This is a genomic window from Micromonospora sp. CB01531 (assembly GCF_001905095.1).
Classification (GTDB): Bacteria; Actinomycetota; Actinomycetes; order Mycobacteriales; family Micromonosporaceae; genus Micromonospora.
The window spans coordinates 181,528-198,720 of the sequence record NZ_LWLS01000116.1 but is presented as its reverse complement, the minus strand read 5'-3'; the positions used below and the strand labels follow the sequence as shown (position 1 = coordinate 198,720).

Annotated in this window: 15 protein-coding genes; 3 read left to right on the top strand and 12 right to left on the bottom strand. The window is 73.2% G+C overall.

Features of this window, described 5'->3' with window-relative positions; genetic code table 11:
• Positions 1-33: 33 nt before the first annotated feature.
• The 5 genes from A6A27_RS36035 to A6A27_RS36015 all read right to left on the bottom strand — a co-directional run bounded on the left by A6A27_RS36035 (position 34) and on the right by A6A27_RS36015 (position 7,218).
• Positions 34-2,223 (bottom strand): bifunctional glycosyltransferase/CDP-glycerol:glycerophosphate glycerophosphotransferase, encoded by a 2,190-nt coding sequence (locus A6A27_RS36035; RefSeq protein WP_073839121.1) that lies wholly within the window; start codon positions 2,221-2,223, stop codon positions 34-36.
• 16 nt (positions 2,224-2,239) lie between these two features.
• The gene (locus tag A6A27_RS36030; RefSeq protein WP_073839120.1) at positions 2,240-4,192 is read right to left on the bottom strand and encodes a DUF5941 domain-containing protein; all 1,953 of its coding nucleotides are present in this window, start codon (positions 4,190-4,192) and stop codon (positions 2,240-2,242) included.
• Positions 4,189-4,932, bottom strand: a complete 744-nt coding sequence (locus A6A27_RS36025; RefSeq protein ID WP_073839119.1) for an ABC transporter ATP-binding protein — start codon at positions 4,930-4,932, stop codon at positions 4,189-4,191. The genes A6A27_RS36030 and A6A27_RS36025 overlap by 4 nt, the downstream gene beginning before the upstream one ends.
• Positions 4,933-4,955: 23 nt before the next feature.
• The gene (locus A6A27_RS36020) at positions 4,956-5,783 is read right to left on the bottom strand and encodes an ABC transporter permease (RefSeq protein WP_073839118.1); all 828 of its coding nucleotides are present in this window, start codon (positions 5,781-5,783) and stop codon (positions 4,956-4,958) included.
• A gap of 64 nt (positions 5,784-5,847) precedes the next feature.
• Positions 5,848-7,218: an L-serine ammonia-lyase gene (locus tag A6A27_RS36015; RefSeq protein ID WP_073839117.1), complete on the bottom strand. Its 1,371-nt coding sequence runs from the start codon at positions 7,216-7,218 to the stop codon at positions 5,848-5,850.
• A 627-nt stretch (positions 7,219-7,845) separates the two neighbouring features.
• Here A6A27_RS36015 and A6A27_RS36010 point away from each other — a divergent pair.
• Positions 7,846-8,055 carry a PspC domain-containing protein gene (locus A6A27_RS36010; RefSeq protein WP_073839116.1) on the top strand — a complete coding sequence of 70 codons (210 nt, stop codon included), beginning with the start codon at positions 7,846-7,848 and terminating at the stop codon, positions 8,053-8,055.
• Positions 8,056-8,236: 181 nt separating this feature from the next.
• Here A6A27_RS36010 and A6A27_RS36005 read toward each other — a convergent pair whose 3' ends face one another.
• The 7 genes from A6A27_RS36005 to pdxH form a co-directional block, all read right to left on the bottom strand.
• Positions 8,237-9,001, bottom strand: a complete 765-nt coding sequence (locus A6A27_RS36005) for a DUF4230 domain-containing protein (RefSeq protein WP_073839115.1) — start codon at positions 8,999-9,001, stop codon at positions 8,237-8,239.
• A gap of 99 nt (positions 9,002-9,100) precedes the next feature.
• Positions 9,101-10,261 (bottom strand): acyl-CoA dehydrogenase family protein, encoded by a 1,161-nt coding sequence (locus A6A27_RS36000; protein ID WP_073839114.1) that lies wholly within the window; start codon positions 10,259-10,261, stop codon positions 9,101-9,103.
• 32 nt (positions 10,262-10,293) lie between these two features.
• Positions 10,294-10,599 carry a type II toxin-antitoxin system VapB family antitoxin gene (locus A6A27_RS35995; RefSeq protein WP_073839113.1) on the bottom strand — a complete coding sequence of 102 codons (306 nt, stop codon included), beginning with the start codon at positions 10,597-10,599 and terminating at the stop codon, positions 10,294-10,296.
• 177 nt (positions 10,600-10,776) lie between these two features.
• The gene (locus tag A6A27_RS35990; protein ID WP_073839112.1) at positions 10,777-11,379 is read right to left on the bottom strand and encodes a nitroreductase family protein; all 603 of its coding nucleotides are present in this window, start codon (positions 11,377-11,379) and stop codon (positions 10,777-10,779) included.
• A 2-nt stretch (positions 11,380-11,381) separates the two neighbouring features.
• The gene (locus tag A6A27_RS35985; RefSeq protein ID WP_073839111.1) at positions 11,382-12,311 is read right to left on the bottom strand and encodes an aldose 1-epimerase family protein; all 930 of its coding nucleotides are present in this window, start codon (positions 12,309-12,311) and stop codon (positions 11,382-11,384) included.
• A gap of 69 nt (positions 12,312-12,380) precedes the next feature.
• Positions 12,381-13,682 carry an MFS transporter gene (locus A6A27_RS35980; protein WP_073839110.1) on the bottom strand — a complete coding sequence of 434 codons (1,302 nt, stop codon included), beginning with the start codon at positions 13,680-13,682 and terminating at the stop codon, positions 12,381-12,383.
• Positions 13,679-14,308 (bottom strand): pyridoxamine 5'-phosphate oxidase, encoded by a 630-nt coding sequence (gene pdxH, locus A6A27_RS35975; protein ID WP_073839200.1) that lies wholly within the window; start codon positions 14,306-14,308, stop codon positions 13,679-13,681. The genes A6A27_RS35980 and pdxH overlap by 4 nt, the downstream gene beginning before the upstream one ends.
• Before the next feature lie 270 nt (positions 14,309-14,578).
• Here pdxH and A6A27_RS35970 point away from each other — a divergent pair, with 270 nt between their 5' ends.
• Both A6A27_RS35970 and serC read left to right on the top strand, forming a co-directional pair.
• The gene (locus A6A27_RS35970; protein WP_073839109.1) at positions 14,579-15,685 is read left to right on the top strand and encodes a citrate synthase 2; all 1,107 of its coding nucleotides are present in this window, start codon (positions 14,579-14,581) and stop codon (positions 15,683-15,685) included.
• Between the two features lie 252 nt (positions 15,686-15,937).
• Positions 15,938-17,065, top strand: a complete 1,128-nt coding sequence (gene serC, locus A6A27_RS35965; RefSeq protein WP_073839108.1) for a phosphoserine transaminase — start codon at positions 15,938-15,940, stop codon at positions 17,063-17,065.
• The last annotated feature ends 128 nt before the right edge of the window (positions 17,066-17,193 follow it).

Below are 17,193 nucleotides of genomic sequence, written 5' to 3'. Positions count from 1 at the left end.
GTGACCGTCCTATTAAGGCGTTCGGAAGCGGTTTCAGGCCGGCTCGTCGAGGAAGACCCGGCGGACCACCCGCTCGGCGGCGTGGCCGTCGTCCAGCGCGCAGAACCGGGCCCGGAACCGTTGCCGGGCCTGCTCGGCCTCCGCGCCGCGCACCGCGCCGGAGCGGAACACGTCGAGCAGGGCCGGGAAGTCGAGGGCCACCGCGCCCGGCGGCTCGACGAGCACGTCGAGATAGACCCCCCGGGCCACCCGGTACGCGTCCCAGTCGGGGGCGTAGACGACGATCGGCCGGTCCAGCACGGCGTAGTCGAACATCGCCGAGGAGTAGTCGGTGACCAGCACGTCCGCGGCGAGGTACAGGTCCTCCACCCGATCGTGGTCGCTCACGTCCAGCACCCCGCCGGCGAACCGGCCACGGGGACGCCGATCCCGGTCGTGGAAGTAGTGGCTGCGCATCAGCAACCGGCCGGACGGGCCGAGCACGGCGCGCATCCGGTCCGGGTCGAACGGCGGCCGCCAGCCGGGCAGATGCTCCCGGTGCGTCGGCGCGTAGAGCACCACCAACTCGTCGGGGCCGATGCCCAGCCCGGCCCGGGCCCGGCGGCACTCCGCCGGGGTGGCCGTGGCCAGCCGGTCGTTGCGCGGGTAGCCGACCTCCAGCGTGGTGTACCCGGCCGGGTACGCCCGCTCCCACATCTGCGTCGAGAAGCTGTTCGAGCTGACGCTGTAGTCCCAGCGGTCCACCCGGCGCAGCAGGTCGGCGAAGTCCATCTCCATCGCGCCCATCGGGTACCGCTGCTGGTCCAGCCCCATCACCTTGACCGGGGTGCCGTGGTGCGTCTGCAGGTGCACCGAGCCCGGTCGCTTCCGGACGAAGTCCGGGAAGTTCACGTTGTTGACCAGCCAGCGGGCCCGGGCCAGCACCCGGTAGTAGGCCCGGGTGCCGGCGACCACGTACTCCACCCCGGGCGGGAGGGTGTCGACCCGGTCCCGCCGGACGATCCACACGCCGCGTACCTGGGGGGCGAGGCGGCGCGCGGCGGCGTAGATCGCGGCCGGGTTGCAGGCGTACCCCCGGTACCAGTACGCGGCGTAGACGGCGAGGCTCGGGTCGAGCGGCCGGCGTAACTCGACCCGGTAGTACTCGCCCAACGCGGCGTCCCGGGTCCGGCCGGCGGTCCGCCGCGCCACCGGCAGCACCCGCCGCCGGGTCCGGCGCGCCGAGCGCCGCGCGGTCTCCTCGGCCTGGTGGGCGCCGCGCAGCGCGCTGAACGTACGCCATCGCCCGGCCGCCACCAGTCGGTGCTTGAGCCCGTCCACGCCGGGTGGCACCGGGTAGCCGCCGGGCGGCCGGAGGCGCACGTAATCGTCGTGGATCTGGGTGAAGAACGCGGGCCGCAGTTCGGGGGCGATCCGCGCGCCGTTGCCCAGCACGGTCAGGTAATGCCAGATCATCCGCTCGAAGACCGCGGGGCGCAGCGGTTCCGTCTCCGGCCCCCACCGGTCCATCAGCCGGAACACCCGGTGCCACTGGGCGAACACCTCGAAGTGCCGGTCGCCCCGGGTACGGGTGATCGCCCCGGTCCGGCGCTGCCGGTAGTTGAGACAGACCCGGTCCAGCACGCCGATCCGCTCGGCCGCCATCAGCACCGGGTAACTGAACGAGACGTCCTCGTACCAGCCGGGCGCGAAGCGCAGCCCCCGCTCGACCAGGAGCTCCCGCCGGACCAGCTTGTTCCAGGCGGTGTGCAGCAGGCCCAGCGTCTCCGGCCGGTCGCGCAGCCGGAACGTCGCCTCGCCGGGCGGCTCGGGGAACACCTCGCGCATCGCGCTGCGGGTGCCGAGGTTGTTCCAGTGCGCCCGGACGTGGTCGACGATCAGCACGTCCGGGCGGGTGGCCAGCAGCCGGTCGGCCACGTGCGGCAGGCAGCCGGGGACCAGCCAGTCGTCGCCGTCGACGAACCAGAGGTACGTGCCGGTGGCCCGGTCCAGCCCGGCGTTGCGGGCCGGACCGAGCCCGGCGTTCTCGGCGAGCCGGACCGGCCGGACCCGGGGGTCGCGCTCCGCGTACTCGGCCAGGATCTCGCCGGTGTGGTCCGGCGAGGCGTCGTCGACCCCGATCACCTCGAGGTCGTCGTACGGCTGGTCGAGGATCGAGTCGAGACACTCCCGCAGGTAGCCCTGCACCCGGAAGGCCGGTACGACGAAGCTGAGCAGAGTCATCCCGGCCGGCCCTCCGTCAGCCCGGCGAGCGGTCACCCCCACCCACCGGGACCGGCGTGCGTCGGGCGCGGGCCGGCAGGACCACCCAGGCGAGGACCACGCTCGCGACAAAAACCACGAGAAGGTACGTACCGAGTGTAACCAGACCGATACTCGCATATCCGACGAACGCCGCCACCGCCAGCAGCGCCGACCGCCCCTCCCAGCCGAACGTGGCGGGATGCAGCGGCGGCGCCACCTGCCGCTTCTCCAGCCGGGCGGTCAGGTCGTAGTGGTGCAGGGTGAGCACGAAGACGTACCCGAAGATCAGCCAGGCGGGCGCGCGGCCGGCCACGCCGGCGGCGATCGCGAACAGGTACTCCCCGGCCCGCAGCGCGGCCGGGACCAGCCAGTCCAGCGGCCTGTCGTGCGCCGCCCGGGCGCCGAACCCGGCGACCAGCAGCACCAGCAGCCCGACCGGCACCGCCCAACCCGGCAGCCGATGGCCGGCATGGACGGTCGACAGCGCCCAGAGCAGCAGCGCCGCCGCGCCGAGCGCGCCGAGCACCGCCACCACCAGCGGACCGCGCACCACCGGCAGCGTCCGGGCCAGCGGCCCGTCGTCGCGGTGCAGGGTGCGGTCGACCGTCGCCATCACCGGCACCCGCATCCAGCGGGCCCGCAGGGTCCGCAGCGCCCCGGTGTACGCGAACGCCAGCGTCCCCCAGGCCAGCACCGCGCAGAGCGCGACGAGCGGGCCGAAGAGCGCGGCGGTCACCGCCATTAGCGCCCACCGCTCGCCGATCGGGAAGACCACCGTCCGCTTCAGCCAGTACGACACCGACCCGGTGTCCGCCTGCACCTTCGTCGAGGCGGCGTTCAGCTTGCCGCCGATGCCGCCTGCCTCCCCGGTCGCCGGGCGGGGCCGCCGGGCCGCCTCGTCGTGCAGCACGCCGTACCAGGTGTCGGTCATGTGCCGCACGGTCTGCAGGGTCATCGCGGCGATGGCCAGCGCCCAGCCGTACCGGAAGCCGGCGTGGGTGGCGCCGTAGCCGAGGCCGGCGTAGACCACGTACTCCTTCGCCCGGTCGGCCATGGTGTCCAGCCAGCCGCCCCAGGCACTGAACTGCCGGGTGTAGCGGGCCAGCTGGCCGTCCACGCAGTCGAGCACGAAGCCCAGGTAGAGCAGAACCGCCCCGGCGACCAGCGCGGGCCGCCCGCCGAGGCCGAAGAGCACCGCGGCGGCCACCGCGAAGGCCACCGAGATCATGGTCACCGCGGTCGGGCTGAGCCGCAGCCGGGCGGCGGCCTTCGTCACGTACGGGGACCAGGTGCTGACGAAGAACGTGGTGAAGAAGTCGTCCCGCTCCTTCACCGACAGCCGCAGCTCGGCCCGGTCCTCGTCGACCGCCTGCACGGCCGCCTCGGCCGCGCCCAGCTCGGCGGCGGTGCCGACCCGGTGCGCCACGAGCAGGCGTACCCGGTGGGCGAAGATCAGCGGGCCGCACGCCGCGAGTTCGGCGAAGAGCCGGTCCACCGCGGACGCCGGTCCGCCCTCGGCGCCGGCGACCGCCTGCGCGGCGGCGGCGAGGGCCGGCAGGTCGTTCGGGCCGACCCGCAGCGCGCCGCCGAACACGCCGGTCGCGTCCGCCAGGTCGCCGGCCGCCACCACCTGGCCGCGCTCCTCCCGGACCGTCACCTGCCCGTCTCGCGGCGGGTCGGTGAGCACCAGCGCCACCGCGGGCCCCACCGGGCTGGTCGCCAGATGCCGGAGCACGGCCGTGTGCGCCACCAGGTCGGCCCCGCTGACCAGCACCGGGCCGCTAGCGCCGGCCACCAGCGAGGCCAGCTCGAGCAGATCGGCGGCCACCCGCACGTCGCTCGCGCCGGCCCGCCGCCACTGCCCGGCCAGCCGGTCGACGAGGCGCTCGCCGGCCTCGGTGGTCAGGCCCGCCGCCGGGTCGGCGGCGAGCACGATCGCGAGGGTCACCGCTGCGCGGCGCTGGCGTACGCGTGCAGCGCCTCGTCAATGGTCCCGTCGACGGTCAGCCGCCCCGCGTCGAGGTAAAGCCCCCGACGGCAGAACCGGGTGAGGTCCTTTTCGTTGTGTGACACCAGCACCAGCGTGCGCCCTTCCGCGAGAAGTCGCTCGATGGTCGCATAGCACTTCGCGCGGAACTCCGCGTCCCCGACCGCGGTCACCTCGTCCACCAACAGGATGGGGTGGGGCAGATGGGCGATGACCGCGAAGCCCAGCCGCACCTTCATCCCCGACGAGTAGTGCCGGACCGAGGTGTCGATGGACCGCTCGACCTGCTCCCCGGCGAACGACACGATCTCGTCGAAGTGCCGCCGCAGGTAGCCCGTCGACAGCCCGTGCAGCCCGCCCACCAGGTACAGGTTCTCCCGGCCGGTCAGGTCGTTGGAGAAGCCCGCGGACAGCTCCAGCAGCGGGGCCACCTCGCCGCGTACCCGGATCCGGCCCTCGTCCGGGATCAGCACCCCGGCGATCAGCCGCAGCAGGGTGCTCTTGCCGGTGCCGTTGCGACCGACCACGCCGACCGTCTCGCCCGGCTGGATCCGGAACGACACGTCGCGCAGCGGCCAGAACTGGCCGGCGTCCGAGTTCCGCCCGCCCCGGTGGATCAGCAGCTCCCGCAGCCGCAGCTGGCGGCGCCGGTTCCGGACGAACCGGATGCCCAGCCCCGCCGCCTCGATGATGGCCGTCATGTCGCCTCGATGCGGGCCGTCATTCAGAGTTCCTTGAGCACGGCCGGTTCCAGCCGGCGGAACGACCACCAGCCGACCGCCAGCACCAGCACGCTGCCCACCACGGTGATGGTGAGCAGCCGGGCGTCGGGGAACTGGTCCGGATACCAGATCGCGTGGTGCAACTGGAAGATGCCGACCAGCGGGTTCAACTCGTAGAGGAGCTTGACCCAGGCCGGCATGCCCGAGCCGCGGACCAGGCCGAGCGGGTAGATGATCGGGGTGGCGTAGAAGAGCACCCGGATGATCAGCCGCATGAAGCGCTCGATGTCGCGCATCAGCACGTTGAGCGCCGACAGCAGCAACGCGATCCCCGACAGCAGCACGAACTGCACCGACACGGCCAGCGGCAGGGCGAGCAGGTTCCACCCGACGTGGATCTTCCCGTGCATCGCGTAGACCGCCGCGATGCCGGCCAGGATGGGCAGGCCGGCGGCGTACTCGGCGAACCGGCCGGTGACCCGGCCGATCGGGAAGACCTGCCGGGGCACGTTCATCGTGGTGATCAGCCGAGCCTGTCCGGTCAGCGCGTTCGTCGCCTCGGTGAGCGCCGAACTGGCCCACATCCAGGCGAAGATCCCGGTGATCAGGAAGAGCGGGTACGACCCGGCCGCGGTGCCCAGGTGCCCCCGGGTGGCACCGGAATAGAGCACGCCGAAGACGAACCAGTAGATCAGGCCCATGCCGAGCGGCTCGATGAGCGACCAGAAGTAGCCCAGCACGGACTGCTGGTACTTCACCGCGAGATCCCGCTTGACCAGGATGCGCAGCGAGTTGCGGGCCGACCAGAGCGCGGCGACGCCTGTCGTCACCGTCCCATCCTCACCCTGACCGACGTCCGCCGGCAGGGCTACCGGTCGGGTCACCCCTTCGGGTTCAGCACTCGATCACGTTGACCGCGAGGCCGCCCCGCGCCGTCTCCTTGTACTTGACCTTCATGTCCGCGCCCGTCTCCCGCATGGTCTTGATGACCTTGTCCAGCGAGACGGCGTGCACCCCGTCACCGCGCAGCGCCAGCCGGGCGGCCGTGATCGCCTTGATGCTGGCCACCGCGTTCCGTTCGATGCACGGGATCTGCACCAAGCCGCCGACCGGGTCGCAGGTGAGCCCGAGGTTGTGCTCCATACCGATCTCGGCCGCGTTCTCCACCTGGGCGGGAGTGCCGCCCAGCGCCTCAGCCAGCCCGGCCGCGGCCATCGAGCAGGCCGAGCCGACCTCGCCCTGGCAGCCGACCTCGGCCCCGGAGATCGACGCGTTCTCCTTGAACAGCACCCCGATCGCGCCGGCCGCGAGCAGGAAGCGGACCACGCCGTCCTCGGAGGCGCCCGGCACGAACCGGGTGTAGTAGTGCAGCACGGCCGGGATGATCCCGGCGGCGCCGTTGGTCGGGGCGGTCACCACCCGCCCGCCGGCCGCGTTCTCCTCGTTCACCGCGAGCGCGAACAGGGTGACCCAGTCCATCGCGCGCAGCGGATCGGTGGCGTCGGCCTCCGCCTCCAGGCTCCGGCGCAGCTCGGCCGCCCGGCGGCGGACCTTCAGCCCGCCCGGCAGGACGCCGTCCCGCTCGCAGCCGCGGGTGACGCAGTCCCGCATCACCCGCCAGATCTCCAGCAACCCGGCCCGGACATCCGCCTCGCTGCGCCAGGACAGCTCGTTGGCGAGCATCACCTCGCTGATCGACAGGCCGTTGCCGGTGGTGACCGCCAGCAGCTCCGCGCCGGTCAGGAACGGGTACCGGACGCGGGTGCTGTCCGGCTTGATCCGGTCCGCCCCGGCGGCCGCCTCGTCGACCACGAACCCGCCGCCGACGGAGTAGTAGGTCCGTGCCCTGATCGCCGCGTCGGCCGCGTCGTACGCCACGAAGGTCATCCCGTTCGGGTGGTACGGGAGCGAGCGGCGGCGGTGCAGCACCAGGTCCCGGTCCGGGTCGAAGTCGATCTCGTGGGTGCCGAGCAGGCTGAGCCGGCGCTCGGCCCGGATCCGCTCGACCCGCGGCCCGACCGAGTCCGTGTCGACCGTCTCCGGCGCCTCGCCCTCCAGCCCGAGCAGCACCGCGCGGTCGCTGCCGTGGCCGTGTCCGGTGGCGCCCAGCGAGCCGAAGAGCTCGGCCTGCACCCGGGCGGTGTCGGTGAGCAGCCCGTCCGCCTTGAGCCCGGCCACGAACGTGCGGGCGGCGCGCATCGGCCCTACGGTGTGCGAGCTGGACGGCCCGATGCCGACGCTGAAGAGGTCGAAAACACTGATCATGGCTGCACTTTCCTCGCCGTCGTACCCGGTTGCGGGTCCGGCCCGGTGGTGCCGACCCCGGTCCGGGGACGGCGGGCGGCACCCGGGGTGTGGGCGCCCGACCGGCGAGCCTACCCGCCCAGGTCAGCCCCCGCCCGCGACCCCGCACACCGACCCTGCACCCCGGCCCGTCTCCCCCGCGTCACCGCGTCACCGCGTCCCCACGCCCCACGCCCCACGCCCCACGCCCCACGCCCCACGCCGAGATCGTGCTCGATCCAGGAAGTAGTGGCCTCGGCGCGACCGGGATGGCACTGAATCCAGGATCGAGCACGATCTTCAGCGATCCGCGCGCGGTGTGCGGTGCCGCGCCGCCAGCGAGCGCAGGCAGCGACCGCTGACCGTCGTCGCGGCGTCGCTGCACACCGCCGCGGCGCTGGCCGGTCATCCGGCGAAGCACGCTCGGCCGGACGTGAGTGGTGGACACGCCAGCGAGGTCGTTGCCCGGCGCGGGTCGGCGGAACCTGGCGGGGTAAGCACCTACGGGTGCCCAGGTCACCGATCCTCCTCGGGGCCGAGGGCGCGGCTCGCACCCGTCCCTAGCGTGGAATCAGCGCGGCGGATCCGCCGCAGAGTGGGAGTACGACGATGAGTCGCAAACTGGTCCGGCCCCGCCAGGGGCGCATGCTCGCCGGTGTCTGCGCCGGCCTGGCGCAGCGGTTCGGCATGTCGGCCGGGTTGGTCCGGCTGCTGTTCCTGCTGTCCCTGCTGCTGCCCGGCACCCAGGTGATCATCTACCTGATCCTCTGGATCCTGATGCCCAACGAGGACCGCTACCTCGCCCCCACCCGCCACTGACACCCACCCCACCACCGCCCGCCCGGGAGGGCGGACGGGCCGGCAACATCGGGGAAGTTGCTCGCTCCGCCACGCCTGAGGCAGCAACTTCCCCGAAACTGCCGCCGCTACGGGCGCGCCTGCGGCAGGGGACAGCGCGGCGCCCGCCCCGAACTCGGGGCGGGCGCCGACGCCGGGAGGGTCAGGGGGCCGTGTAGGTGACCGTGATCTTCTGGTAGCCGAGGGAGCGGAGCAGGCCCTCCAGCATCTTGCGGGTGTTCTCCTCGGCCCGGGCGGTGAGCCCGCTGTCCCGGGCGGCGGCGGTGATCCGGTCCTCGGCCAACTGGTAGACCTGCTGCTGCCGGTTGGGGTTGCCGGCCACCAGGTCGTTGAGCCGGTTGATCAGGCCGCGCTGCTCGGCGAAGACGTAGCTCTTCTCCAGGTCGAGGTTGGTCTCCCCGAGCTGCGGCGCGGGCAGCTTGATCTCCACCGACTTCTTGTCGGCGGACTCCACGATCGCCCCCTCGGCGATCTTCGAGAAGTCGACGTACGCCTCGACCCGGCCCGCCCCGACGAACAGGGTCCGCTCGTTGAGCAGGAAGTCTGGCACGTTCCTCCGGTCGTTCTGCAGGTCGACCACGACCTGGAAGTCGCCCTCGGCGGCGACGTACCGGCTGAGATCCCGGATCGACTTGAGCAGCGGCGGCTGGCTGCGGTCGGTCTGCTCCTTGGCGAACGGGTTGCGGAACTCCGGCAGGATCCCGGTGGCCTGCACGCCGAGCAACACCACCACGGCCAGCGCGGCCGCGCCGAGCACCCAGAGCAGGCCACGGACCGGGCCACCCGCCGACGGCGGGACGCCCGGCGCGGGATCGGCTGTGACGGCCGACCGGGCCCTGAGATCGTCACTGGTCGGGTAGCCGGGGAACTCCCTGGTGGGCTCGTTGATGTCACCGTCGCGGGCCATCGCCCTCACCGTCCTCGTCAGACACAGCGCCTGAGAATGACGGTAAGGCCCCGGTACGACACCCGCCCGCCGAGCGGCGGCGCAGTCGAAAACCGCAGGTCAGGCGAACGCGGAGAGCCCGGTCAGGCGCTGCCCGATGACCAGTTGGTGGATCTCCGAGGTGCCCTCGTAGGTCAGCACGCTCTCCAGGTTGTTGGCGTGCCGCATGACCGGGTACTCGCCGGAGATCCCGTTGGCGCCGAGGATGGTCCGGCACTGCCGGGCGATCGCCAGCGCCTCCCGCACGTTGTTCAGCTTGCCGACGCTGACCTGCTCGGGGCGGAGCTTCCCGGCGTCGGCGAGCCGGCCCAGGTGCAGCGCCAGCAGCAGGCCCTTGTTCCACTCGACGGCCATGTCGGCGAGCTTGGCCTGGGTGAGCTGGAAACCGGCCAGCGGCCGGCCGAACTGCGTCCGGGTGGTCGCGTACGACAGGGCGGTTTCCAGGCAATCCCGGGCCGCGCCGAGCGCCCCCCAGACGATGCCGTGCCGGGCCTCGGTGAGGCAGCTCAGCGGCGCCTTCAGCCCGATCGCCTCGGGCAGCCGGGCGTCCGCCGGGAGCCGGACGTCGTCGAGGACGACCTCCCCGGTCAGCGAAGCGCGCAGCGACATCTTGTGCCGGATCTCGCGCGCCGTCACCCCGGGCGTGTCCATCGGTACGGCGAAGCCGCGCACCCTGTCGTCGGTGCGCGCCCAGATCACCCCGACATCGGCGATCGGCGCGTTGGTGATCCACATCTTGGTGCCGTTGAGGATCCAGTCGTCGCCGTCCCGGCGGGCCCGGGTGGTCATCGAGGCCGGGTCGGAGCCGTGGTCCGGCTCGGTAAGCCCGAAGCAGCCGATCGCCTCGCCGGCCGCCATGGCCGGCAGCCAGCGCTGCTTCTGCTCCTCGCTGCCGTAGCGCCAGATCGCGTACATGGCCAGCGAGCCCTGCACCGAGACCAGCGAGCGGACCCCGGAGTCGCCGGCCTCCAACTCCAGGCAGGCCAGCCCGTACGCGACGGCCGACGCGCCGGCGCAGCCGTACCCGGTCAGGTGCATGCCGAGCAGGCCGAGCTTGCCGAACTCCCGGGCCAGCTCGCGGGCCGGCACCTGGCCGTCCTCGTACCAGCCGGCGACGTGCGGGCGTACCCAGTCGTCCACGACCTGGCGCACGACGGCGCGGATCTGCCGCTCCTCCTCGCCGAGGGACGCGTCAACGTACAGCAGGTCCAACGCGCTCATGGCCGCCACCTTAACGAATCCTCAGGAAACCGTCACTCGGGCTGACCGCTGAGCACCAGCACCCGGGCGTGGATCTGGTTGCGCTGCTGGAGCGCCGCGCGCAGCGCCCGGTGCAGGCCGTCCTCCAGGTAGAGGCCGCCGTTCCACTGCACCACGTGCGGGAAGAGGTCGCCGTAGAAGGTGGAGTCCTCGGCGAGGAGCTTGTCCAGCGCCAACTCCCGCTTGGTGGTGATGAGCTGGTCCAGCCGCAGCGGGCGCGGCGGGATCTCCGCCCACTGCTTGAGCGTGAGGTTGTGCTCCGGGTAGGGACGCCCGTCCCGGACCGCTCTGAAGATCACGGCGCGCTCCCCTCCCCCAAGGCCGGATCCGCCCCGACGCCCCGCCGATCGCGGCGGGCGCTCCGGGGCAGCTGATGATGTCCGTGCCAGCCTAGCGGCACCTGCCACACCGCGTTTTACTCCCTCATGTCGGTTTCTCCCCCGCCGACACCCCGCCGCCGGACCGGGGGAACCAGCTCAACTCCAGCGGCCGCGCCGGACCACCTCGTCCACCGGCCGCCGTCCCCGGCGCAGCGACGGTGACCGGTGGTCGGGCGCCTGGTAACCGATCGTGACCGCGCCGATCGGCTGGTAGTCGTCCGGCACCTTGAACGCCTCCCGGTACGCCCCGATCCGCTGCGGCGGGATGCCGAAGAAGCACCCGCCCAGGCCCTCGTCCACGGCGGTGAGCAGCATCAGCAACGCGGCGAAGCCGGTGTCCACGTACCAGTAGGGCACCGGCCAGCGGTCCTCGGCGCGATCCGCCCACCCCTTGTCCGGCTCGGCGTAGCGATCCAGGTAGGCGGAACGGTTGGCGTGCGGCACCACGATCAGCGGGGCCCGACGCATCCCGGCCAGCCAGCGTTCCCGGCCGCCACCGCCCGGGGTGGCCGCCGCCCAGAACCGCTCCCGGTCCGCCGGCTCCTCCAGCACCAGGAAGCCCCAGCCCTGGGCGAAGCCCGCCGAGGGCGCCCGGATCGCGTGCGCCAGCAGCCGGTCCACCACCTCCGGCGGGACCGGCCGGTCCGGGTCGTAGTTGCGGACCATCCGGCGGCGCCGGACGACGTCGGCGAACTCCATGCTCAGGCCTCGGGCCGGACGCCCCAGGCACCCCGCCAGGTCTGGCCGGGAGCCAGCACGATCAGGTCCCGCCCGGAGCGGAACGCGTCCGGCGGGCAGGTCATCGGCTCGATGGCGACCGAGCGGCGGTGCCGCTCCCCGCTGAGCGTGTCCCCGGTGAAGACCTGCCACCAGCCGAACTCGCGGTCCGCCCAGACGTGCAGCCGGGCCGAGCCGTCCGGCGTGGCGAGGGTCACCGCCGAGCCGCCGTCGGCGTCCCGCTCGACGTCGCCGAAGGCCACGTCGAGCACCGCGTCGCCGATCGGGCGGGGCGCGGTGAAGTCGTACTCACTGCCGCCCACCCCGGTCGCCCCGATCGGGAGCAGCCGGCTGTCCACCAGCACCCGGATCCGCCCCGGCACCCGCAGCAACGACTCCGCCACGCCGGTCTTCGGCAGCCGCAGGTAGGGGTGCACCGAGAAGCCGAACGGCGCCGGCTCGCCGGCCAGGTTCGTCACCTCGTGCTCGGCCCGCAGCCCGCCCGCCCCGACCCGCCACCGGGTACGTAGCCGCAGCGGCCACGGGTAGCCGGGCCTCGCCGGCAGTTCGTAGCCGACCGTGACGCTGTCCGCCGCCTGCTCGATCAGGTGCCAGGACGCCCAGTTGACCAGCCCGTGGAGGGCGTTGTTGCGGGACGGCTCGCTCAGGTCGAGCTGCAGCGACCGGTCGGCGAAGGTGTACGCGCCGTCCCGGATCCGGTTCGGCCACGGGGCCAGCACCTGGCCGGCCCCGCCGGGGCAGAGCTCGTCCGCCCCGTACCCGTCGAGGTAGTTCACCCCGTCGTGCCGGTACGCGCGCAGCCCGCCACCCACCTCGACGACGACCGCCTCGTGGCCGTCGGCGGCGATGGTCCACTGTGCCCCCGAGGGCGACCGGTTCACGGCGTTCTCCATGCCGGCGACCTTAGCCCGTCGGCCCCAACCCGCGCCGGACTCAGCCCGCCGGCCGGCACGGGAGGCGGCTCACTTCCGCTCGGCGTCCGCCGTGCTGGCGGCCCGGTAGCGGAGCAGGGCCGGGAAGGCCACCACCAGCAGCACGGCGAGGACGGCCGAGACGAGGCCGCCGCCCACCCAGGCGACGCCGGCGCCGAAGCCGGCGGCCATCGTGCCGGCCCGCAGGTCGCCCAGGCGTGGACCACCGGCGACCACCACGGTGTTCACGCCCTGGAGCCGGCCGCGCATCCGGTCCGGCGCGTAGATCAACAGCATCGACTGCCGCAGCACCGAGCTGACCAGGTCGGCGGCCCCAGCCAGGCCGAGCAGCAGCACCACCAGCCAGAGCTGGCGGGCCAGCCCAGCCAGGGCGATCGCGATGCCCCAGCCCACCACGGCCAGCACCAGCGCCAGCCCCTGCCGCCGCAGCCGGCCGATCCAGCCGGAGGTCAGCCCGCCCACCATCGCGCCGATGGCGATGGCGCTGTAGAGCCAGCCGACGGCTGCGGCACCACCGAGCCGCTCCTGCGCCACCTCGGGGAAGAGCGCCCGCGGCATGGCCAGGACCATCGCGATCAGGTCGATGGCGAACGACAGCAGCAGCACCGGCGTGGTGGCCAGGTAGCGGAACCCGTCCACGATGCTGGCGAGTCCCGCCTTCCGCGGCGTGCCGTCGCCGTCCGGGTCGGGCTCGGGCGGCATCGCCGGCAGGCGCAGGGTGGCCCAGAGCGAGACGGTGAACAGCAGCGCGTCCACCGCGTACGCGATCGGCAGCCCGACGTCGATCCGCCAGGTGGCGAAGATCAGGCCGGCGGTGAGCGGCCCGAAGACCGAGGTCGCGGTGAACGTGGTGAAGTTCAGCGTGCTGGCCGCCGGCACCAACTCGGGCGGCACCAGCCGCGGCAGGATCGCGCTGCGGGCCGGTGAGGTGATCGCGAAGGCGATCGACTGCGCCGCGACCAGGGCGAGCAGCAGCGTCGGGCTGCCCACCCGGAACACCGACTGGAGCAGCAGGGCCAGAGTCGACGCCCAGAGCAGCCCGCCGGCGGCGAGCAGCACCTGGCGCCGGTCCCGGGCGTCGGCGACCGCCCCTCCCCACAGCCCGAAGACCAGCAGCGGCAGGAACCCGGCCACGCCGAGCAGCCCGACCCAGAACGAGCCGCCGGTCAGGGCGAACATCTCGACCGGTACGGCGACCGCGGTGAACTGGAAGCCGAACATCGCCACGCCGTTGCCGAGCCAGACCCGCCGGTACGCGGGCACACTCAGCGGACGCAGGTCGATCGCCCAGCGGCGCGATCCGCGCGGCCGGGCCTCCTTCACTCCGGTCACGGCGCCAGCCGCTCGGTGATCCAGTCGCCGCCCTCGGTACGGCGGAACCGCAGCCGGTCGTGCAACCGGCTGACCCGGCCGTGCCAGAACTCCACCGTCTCCGGCCGGACCCGCAGCCCGCCCCAGTGCGGCGGGGCGGGGATCGGCTCCACGTCGGCGAACCGCTCCGCCGCCGCCCGGTACGCCGCGTCCAGCGCGGCCCGCTCGGGGACGACCCGGGACTGGCTGCTGGCCCAGGCGCCGAGCTGGGAGCCACGCGGCCGGCTGGCGAAGTACGCCTCGGTCTCGGCCCGGTCCACCCGCGCCACCCGCCCGGTGACCACCACCTGGCGCTGCATCGGGAACCAGGGGAAGACCAGGCTGGCCCACGGGTTGGCGGCCGCCTCGGCGCCCTTGCGGGACCCGTAGTTGGTGTAGAAGACGAAGCCGTCCGGGTCGTACCCCTTGAGCAGGACGGTGCGGGCGCTCGGGCGGCCCTCGGCGTCGGCGGTGGCGACCACCATCGCGTTCGGTTCGGGCAGCGGGTACGCCACCGCGTCGGCGAACCAGCGGCCGAACTGGGTGTGCCAGTCCGGCGCCAGGTCCGGTTCGGAAAGGCCCAGGTCGGCGGCGTACTCGTTACGCATGCCCGCCGGGGCCGGTGTGTCGCCCGTCACTCCGTCTCCCCCTCGTCGGGGCGACCGCGTCCCCCGACGCTGGCCAGACCCCACCGCCCAGTCTGGCCCAGACCGTGAGCTTGTCCACCCGCGGGGATGAGGTGTGCAGCACAGTCGCCGCGGGTCGCGCACTTGGTTACCGAGCAGGCAAGATGGCACGAACACATCCCTGAGGGTCGCCTAAGGAGCGGGGCCGGATCAGCCCGCGTGGGCGCACCGAGCCGGAAGCCAGGAGACGACATGTCCGACTTCAAACCGGGCCTGGAAGGCGTCGTAGCCTTCGAGACCGAGATCGCCGAACCGGACCGCGAGGGTGGCTCGCTGCGCTATCGCGGCGTGGACATCGAGGATCTGATCGGCCAGGTCTCCTTCGGCAACGTCTGGGCGCTGCTGGTCGACGGGCGCTTCGGCCCGGGCCTGCCGCCGGCCGAGCCGTTCCCGGTGCCGGTGCACTCCGGCGACATCCGCGTCGACGTGCAGTCCGCGGTCGCCATGCTCGCCCCGTACTGGGGCCTCGACCAGCTGCTCGACATCTCCGACGAGCAGGCCCGCGCGGACCTGGCCCGGGTGTCGGTCACCGCGCTCTCCTTCGTCGCCCAGTCCGCCCGCGGCCTCGGCCTGCCCGCCGTGCCGCAGAAGGAGATCGACAAGGCGGAGACGATCGTCGAGCGCTTCATGAAGCGCTGGCGGGGTGAGCCCGACCCGCGGCACGTCAAGGCCGTCGACGCCTACTTCATCTCGGCCGCCGAGCACGGCCTGAACGCCTCCACCTTCACCGCCCGGATCGTCGCCTCCACCGGTGCCGACGCCGCCGCCTGCATCTCCTCCGGCATCGGCGCGCTCTCCGGTCCGCTGCACGGCGGCGCACCGTCGCGGGTGCTCAGCATGCTGGAGTCGGTCGAGCGCAGCGGCGACGCCGAGGGGTACGTCAAGGGCGTCCTCGACCGGGGCGAGCGGCTGATGGGCTTCGGCCACCGGGTCTACCGGGCCGAGGACCCGCGCGCCCGGGTGCTCCGGCGCACCGCCAAGGAGCTGGGCGCACCCCGCTTCGAGGTCGCCGAGGCGCTGGAGAAGGCCGCGCTGGCCGAGCTGCAGGCCCGCCGCCCGGACCGGGTGCTCGCCACCAACGTCGAGTTCTGGTCGGCCGTGGTGCTGGACTTCGCCGAGGTGCCGGCGCACATGTTCACCTCGATGTTCACCTGTGCCCGGATGGGCGGTTGGTCCGCGCACATCCTGGAGCAGAAGAAGCTCCAGCGGCTGGTCCGCCCCTCGGCCCGGTACGTCGGCCACGGCCCGCGTAAGCCGCAGGAGGTCGAGGGCTGGGACGCCATCCCGCACGGCGTCTGATCCCGCGTACCCCCCTCGAAGGGCCCCGTCCGGCGCGGACGGGGCCCTTCGCGCATCGCTGTGGCGCATCCCTCACCGCGGGGTGTGGGACCAGCCGCCGGGCGGGCCGGCCCGGGTGGGAGGATGAAGGCCGGCAGTGCCGCCGGACCGGGCTCGGATCCCGGCTCCCCGCGCGCCCGCGCGCGGCCGACGTCGGTCCGCGCCCGCTGAAGGGCCCCTCCTCGCAGCCCACGCGGAAGGATCGAGACAACCGTGGCTGACGCACCGACCATCCGGATTCCCGACGACATCAAGCCCGCCGACGGGCGGTTCGGCTGCGGGCCGTCCAAGGTCCGTCCGGCGGCGGTCTCCGCCCTCGCCGACGTCGCCACCAGCTACCTGGGCACCTCCCACCGGCAGCAGACCGTGCGGGACCAGGTGGCCCGGCTGCGCCGGGGCATCGCCGAGTTCTTCTCCCTCCCCGAGGGCTACGAGGTGGTCATCGGCAACGGCGGCACCACCGCCTTCTGGGAGGTCGCCACCTTCGGCCTGGTCCGCGACCGGGCCCAGTTCGCCAGCTTCGGCGAGTTCGGGGCCAAGTTCGCCAAGTCGGTCAAGGACGCCCCGTTCCTGGGCGAGCCGACGATCCGCAAGTCCGAGCCGGGCAGCGCGCCGGCTCTGGCCGCCGAGGCGGGCGTGGACGTCTACGCCACCCCGCACAACGAGACCTCGACCGGTGTGGCCGTGCCGATCAGCCGGGTGCCGGGCGCCGACGAGGGCGCGCTGCTGCTGGTCGACGCCACCTCCGGCGCTGGCGGCCTGGAGGTCAACGTCGGCGAGACGGACGTCTACTACTTCGCCCCGCAGAAGTGCTTCGGCTCCGACGGCGGCCTCTGGCTAGCCCTGATGTCGCCGGCCGCCCTCGCCCGGGCCACCGAGATCAAGGAGTCGAGTCGCTACATCCCGGCCTTCCTCGACCTGGTCACCGCGATCGACAACTCGCGGCTGGAGCAGACGTACAACACTCCGGCGCTGGCCACCATCTTCCTGGCCGCCGAGCAGACCGACTGGATGAACGCCCAGGGCGGCCTGGCCTGGGCGGCCAAGCGCACCGCCGAGAGCGCCGGCATCGTGTACGGCTGGGCCGAGCGGTCCGAGTTCGCCACGCCGTTCGTGACCGACCCGGCGCTGCGCTCCAACGTGGTCGCCACGATCGACTTCGCCGACGGGGTGGACGCCCCGGCGATCGCGAAGGTGCTGCGCGCCAACGGGATCGTCGACACCGAGCCGTACCGGAAGCTGGGCCGCAACCAGCTCCGGATCGCGCTGTTCCCGGCCGTCGAGCCGGCCGATGTGGAAGCGCTCACCGCGTGCGTCGACCACGTGGTCGAGCGACTCTGATCACCTCGTGACGCTGGGTGGCCGTCGACGCCCCGACGGCCACCCACCGTGATCATCGCCGCAGGTCAGTCGCGACATGCCGGGGTGTCGCATCCCCCACCTTCGGGTAGATGCGCGTACGGTGGTGC

Bases quoted from the DNA above. Each gene is read 5' to 3' on its own strand.
- A6A27_RS36035 (WP_073839121.1), bottom strand. From the start codon at position 2,223: ATGACTCTGCTCAGCTTCGTCGTACCGGCCTTCCGGGTGCAGGGCTAC.
- A6A27_RS36025 (WP_073839119.1), bottom strand. From the start codon at position 4,932: ATGACGGCCATCATCGAGGCGGCGGGGCTGGGCATCCGGTTCGTCCGG.
- A6A27_RS36015 (WP_073839117.1), bottom strand. From the start codon at position 7,218: ATGATCAGTGTTTTCGACCTCTTCAGCGTCGGCATCGGGCCGTCCAGC.
- A6A27_RS36010 (WP_073839116.1), top strand. From the start codon at position 7,846: ATGAGTCGCAAACTGGTCCGGCCCCGCCAGGGGCGCATGCTCGCCGGT.
- A6A27_RS36005 (WP_073839115.1), bottom strand. From the start codon at position 9,001: ATGGCCCGCGACGGTGACATCAACGAGCCCACCAGGGAGTTCCCCGGC.
- A6A27_RS36000 (WP_073839114.1), bottom strand. From the start codon at position 10,261: ATGAGCGCGTTGGACCTGCTGTACGTTGACGCGTCCCTCGGCGAGGAG.
- A6A27_RS35990 (WP_073839112.1), bottom strand. From the start codon at position 11,379: ATGGAGTTCGCCGACGTCGTCCGGCGCCGCCGGATGGTCCGCAACTAC.
- A6A27_RS35985 (WP_073839111.1), bottom strand. From the start codon at position 12,311: ATGGAGAACGCCGTGAACCGGTCGCCCTCGGGGGCACAGTGGACCATC.
- pdxH (WP_073839200.1), bottom strand. From the start codon at position 14,308: ATGCGTAACGAGTACGCCGCCGACCTGGGCCTTTCCGAACCGGACCTG.
- A6A27_RS35970 (WP_073839109.1), top strand. From the start codon at position 14,579: ATGTCCGACTTCAAACCGGGCCTGGAAGGCGTCGTAGCCTTCGAGACC.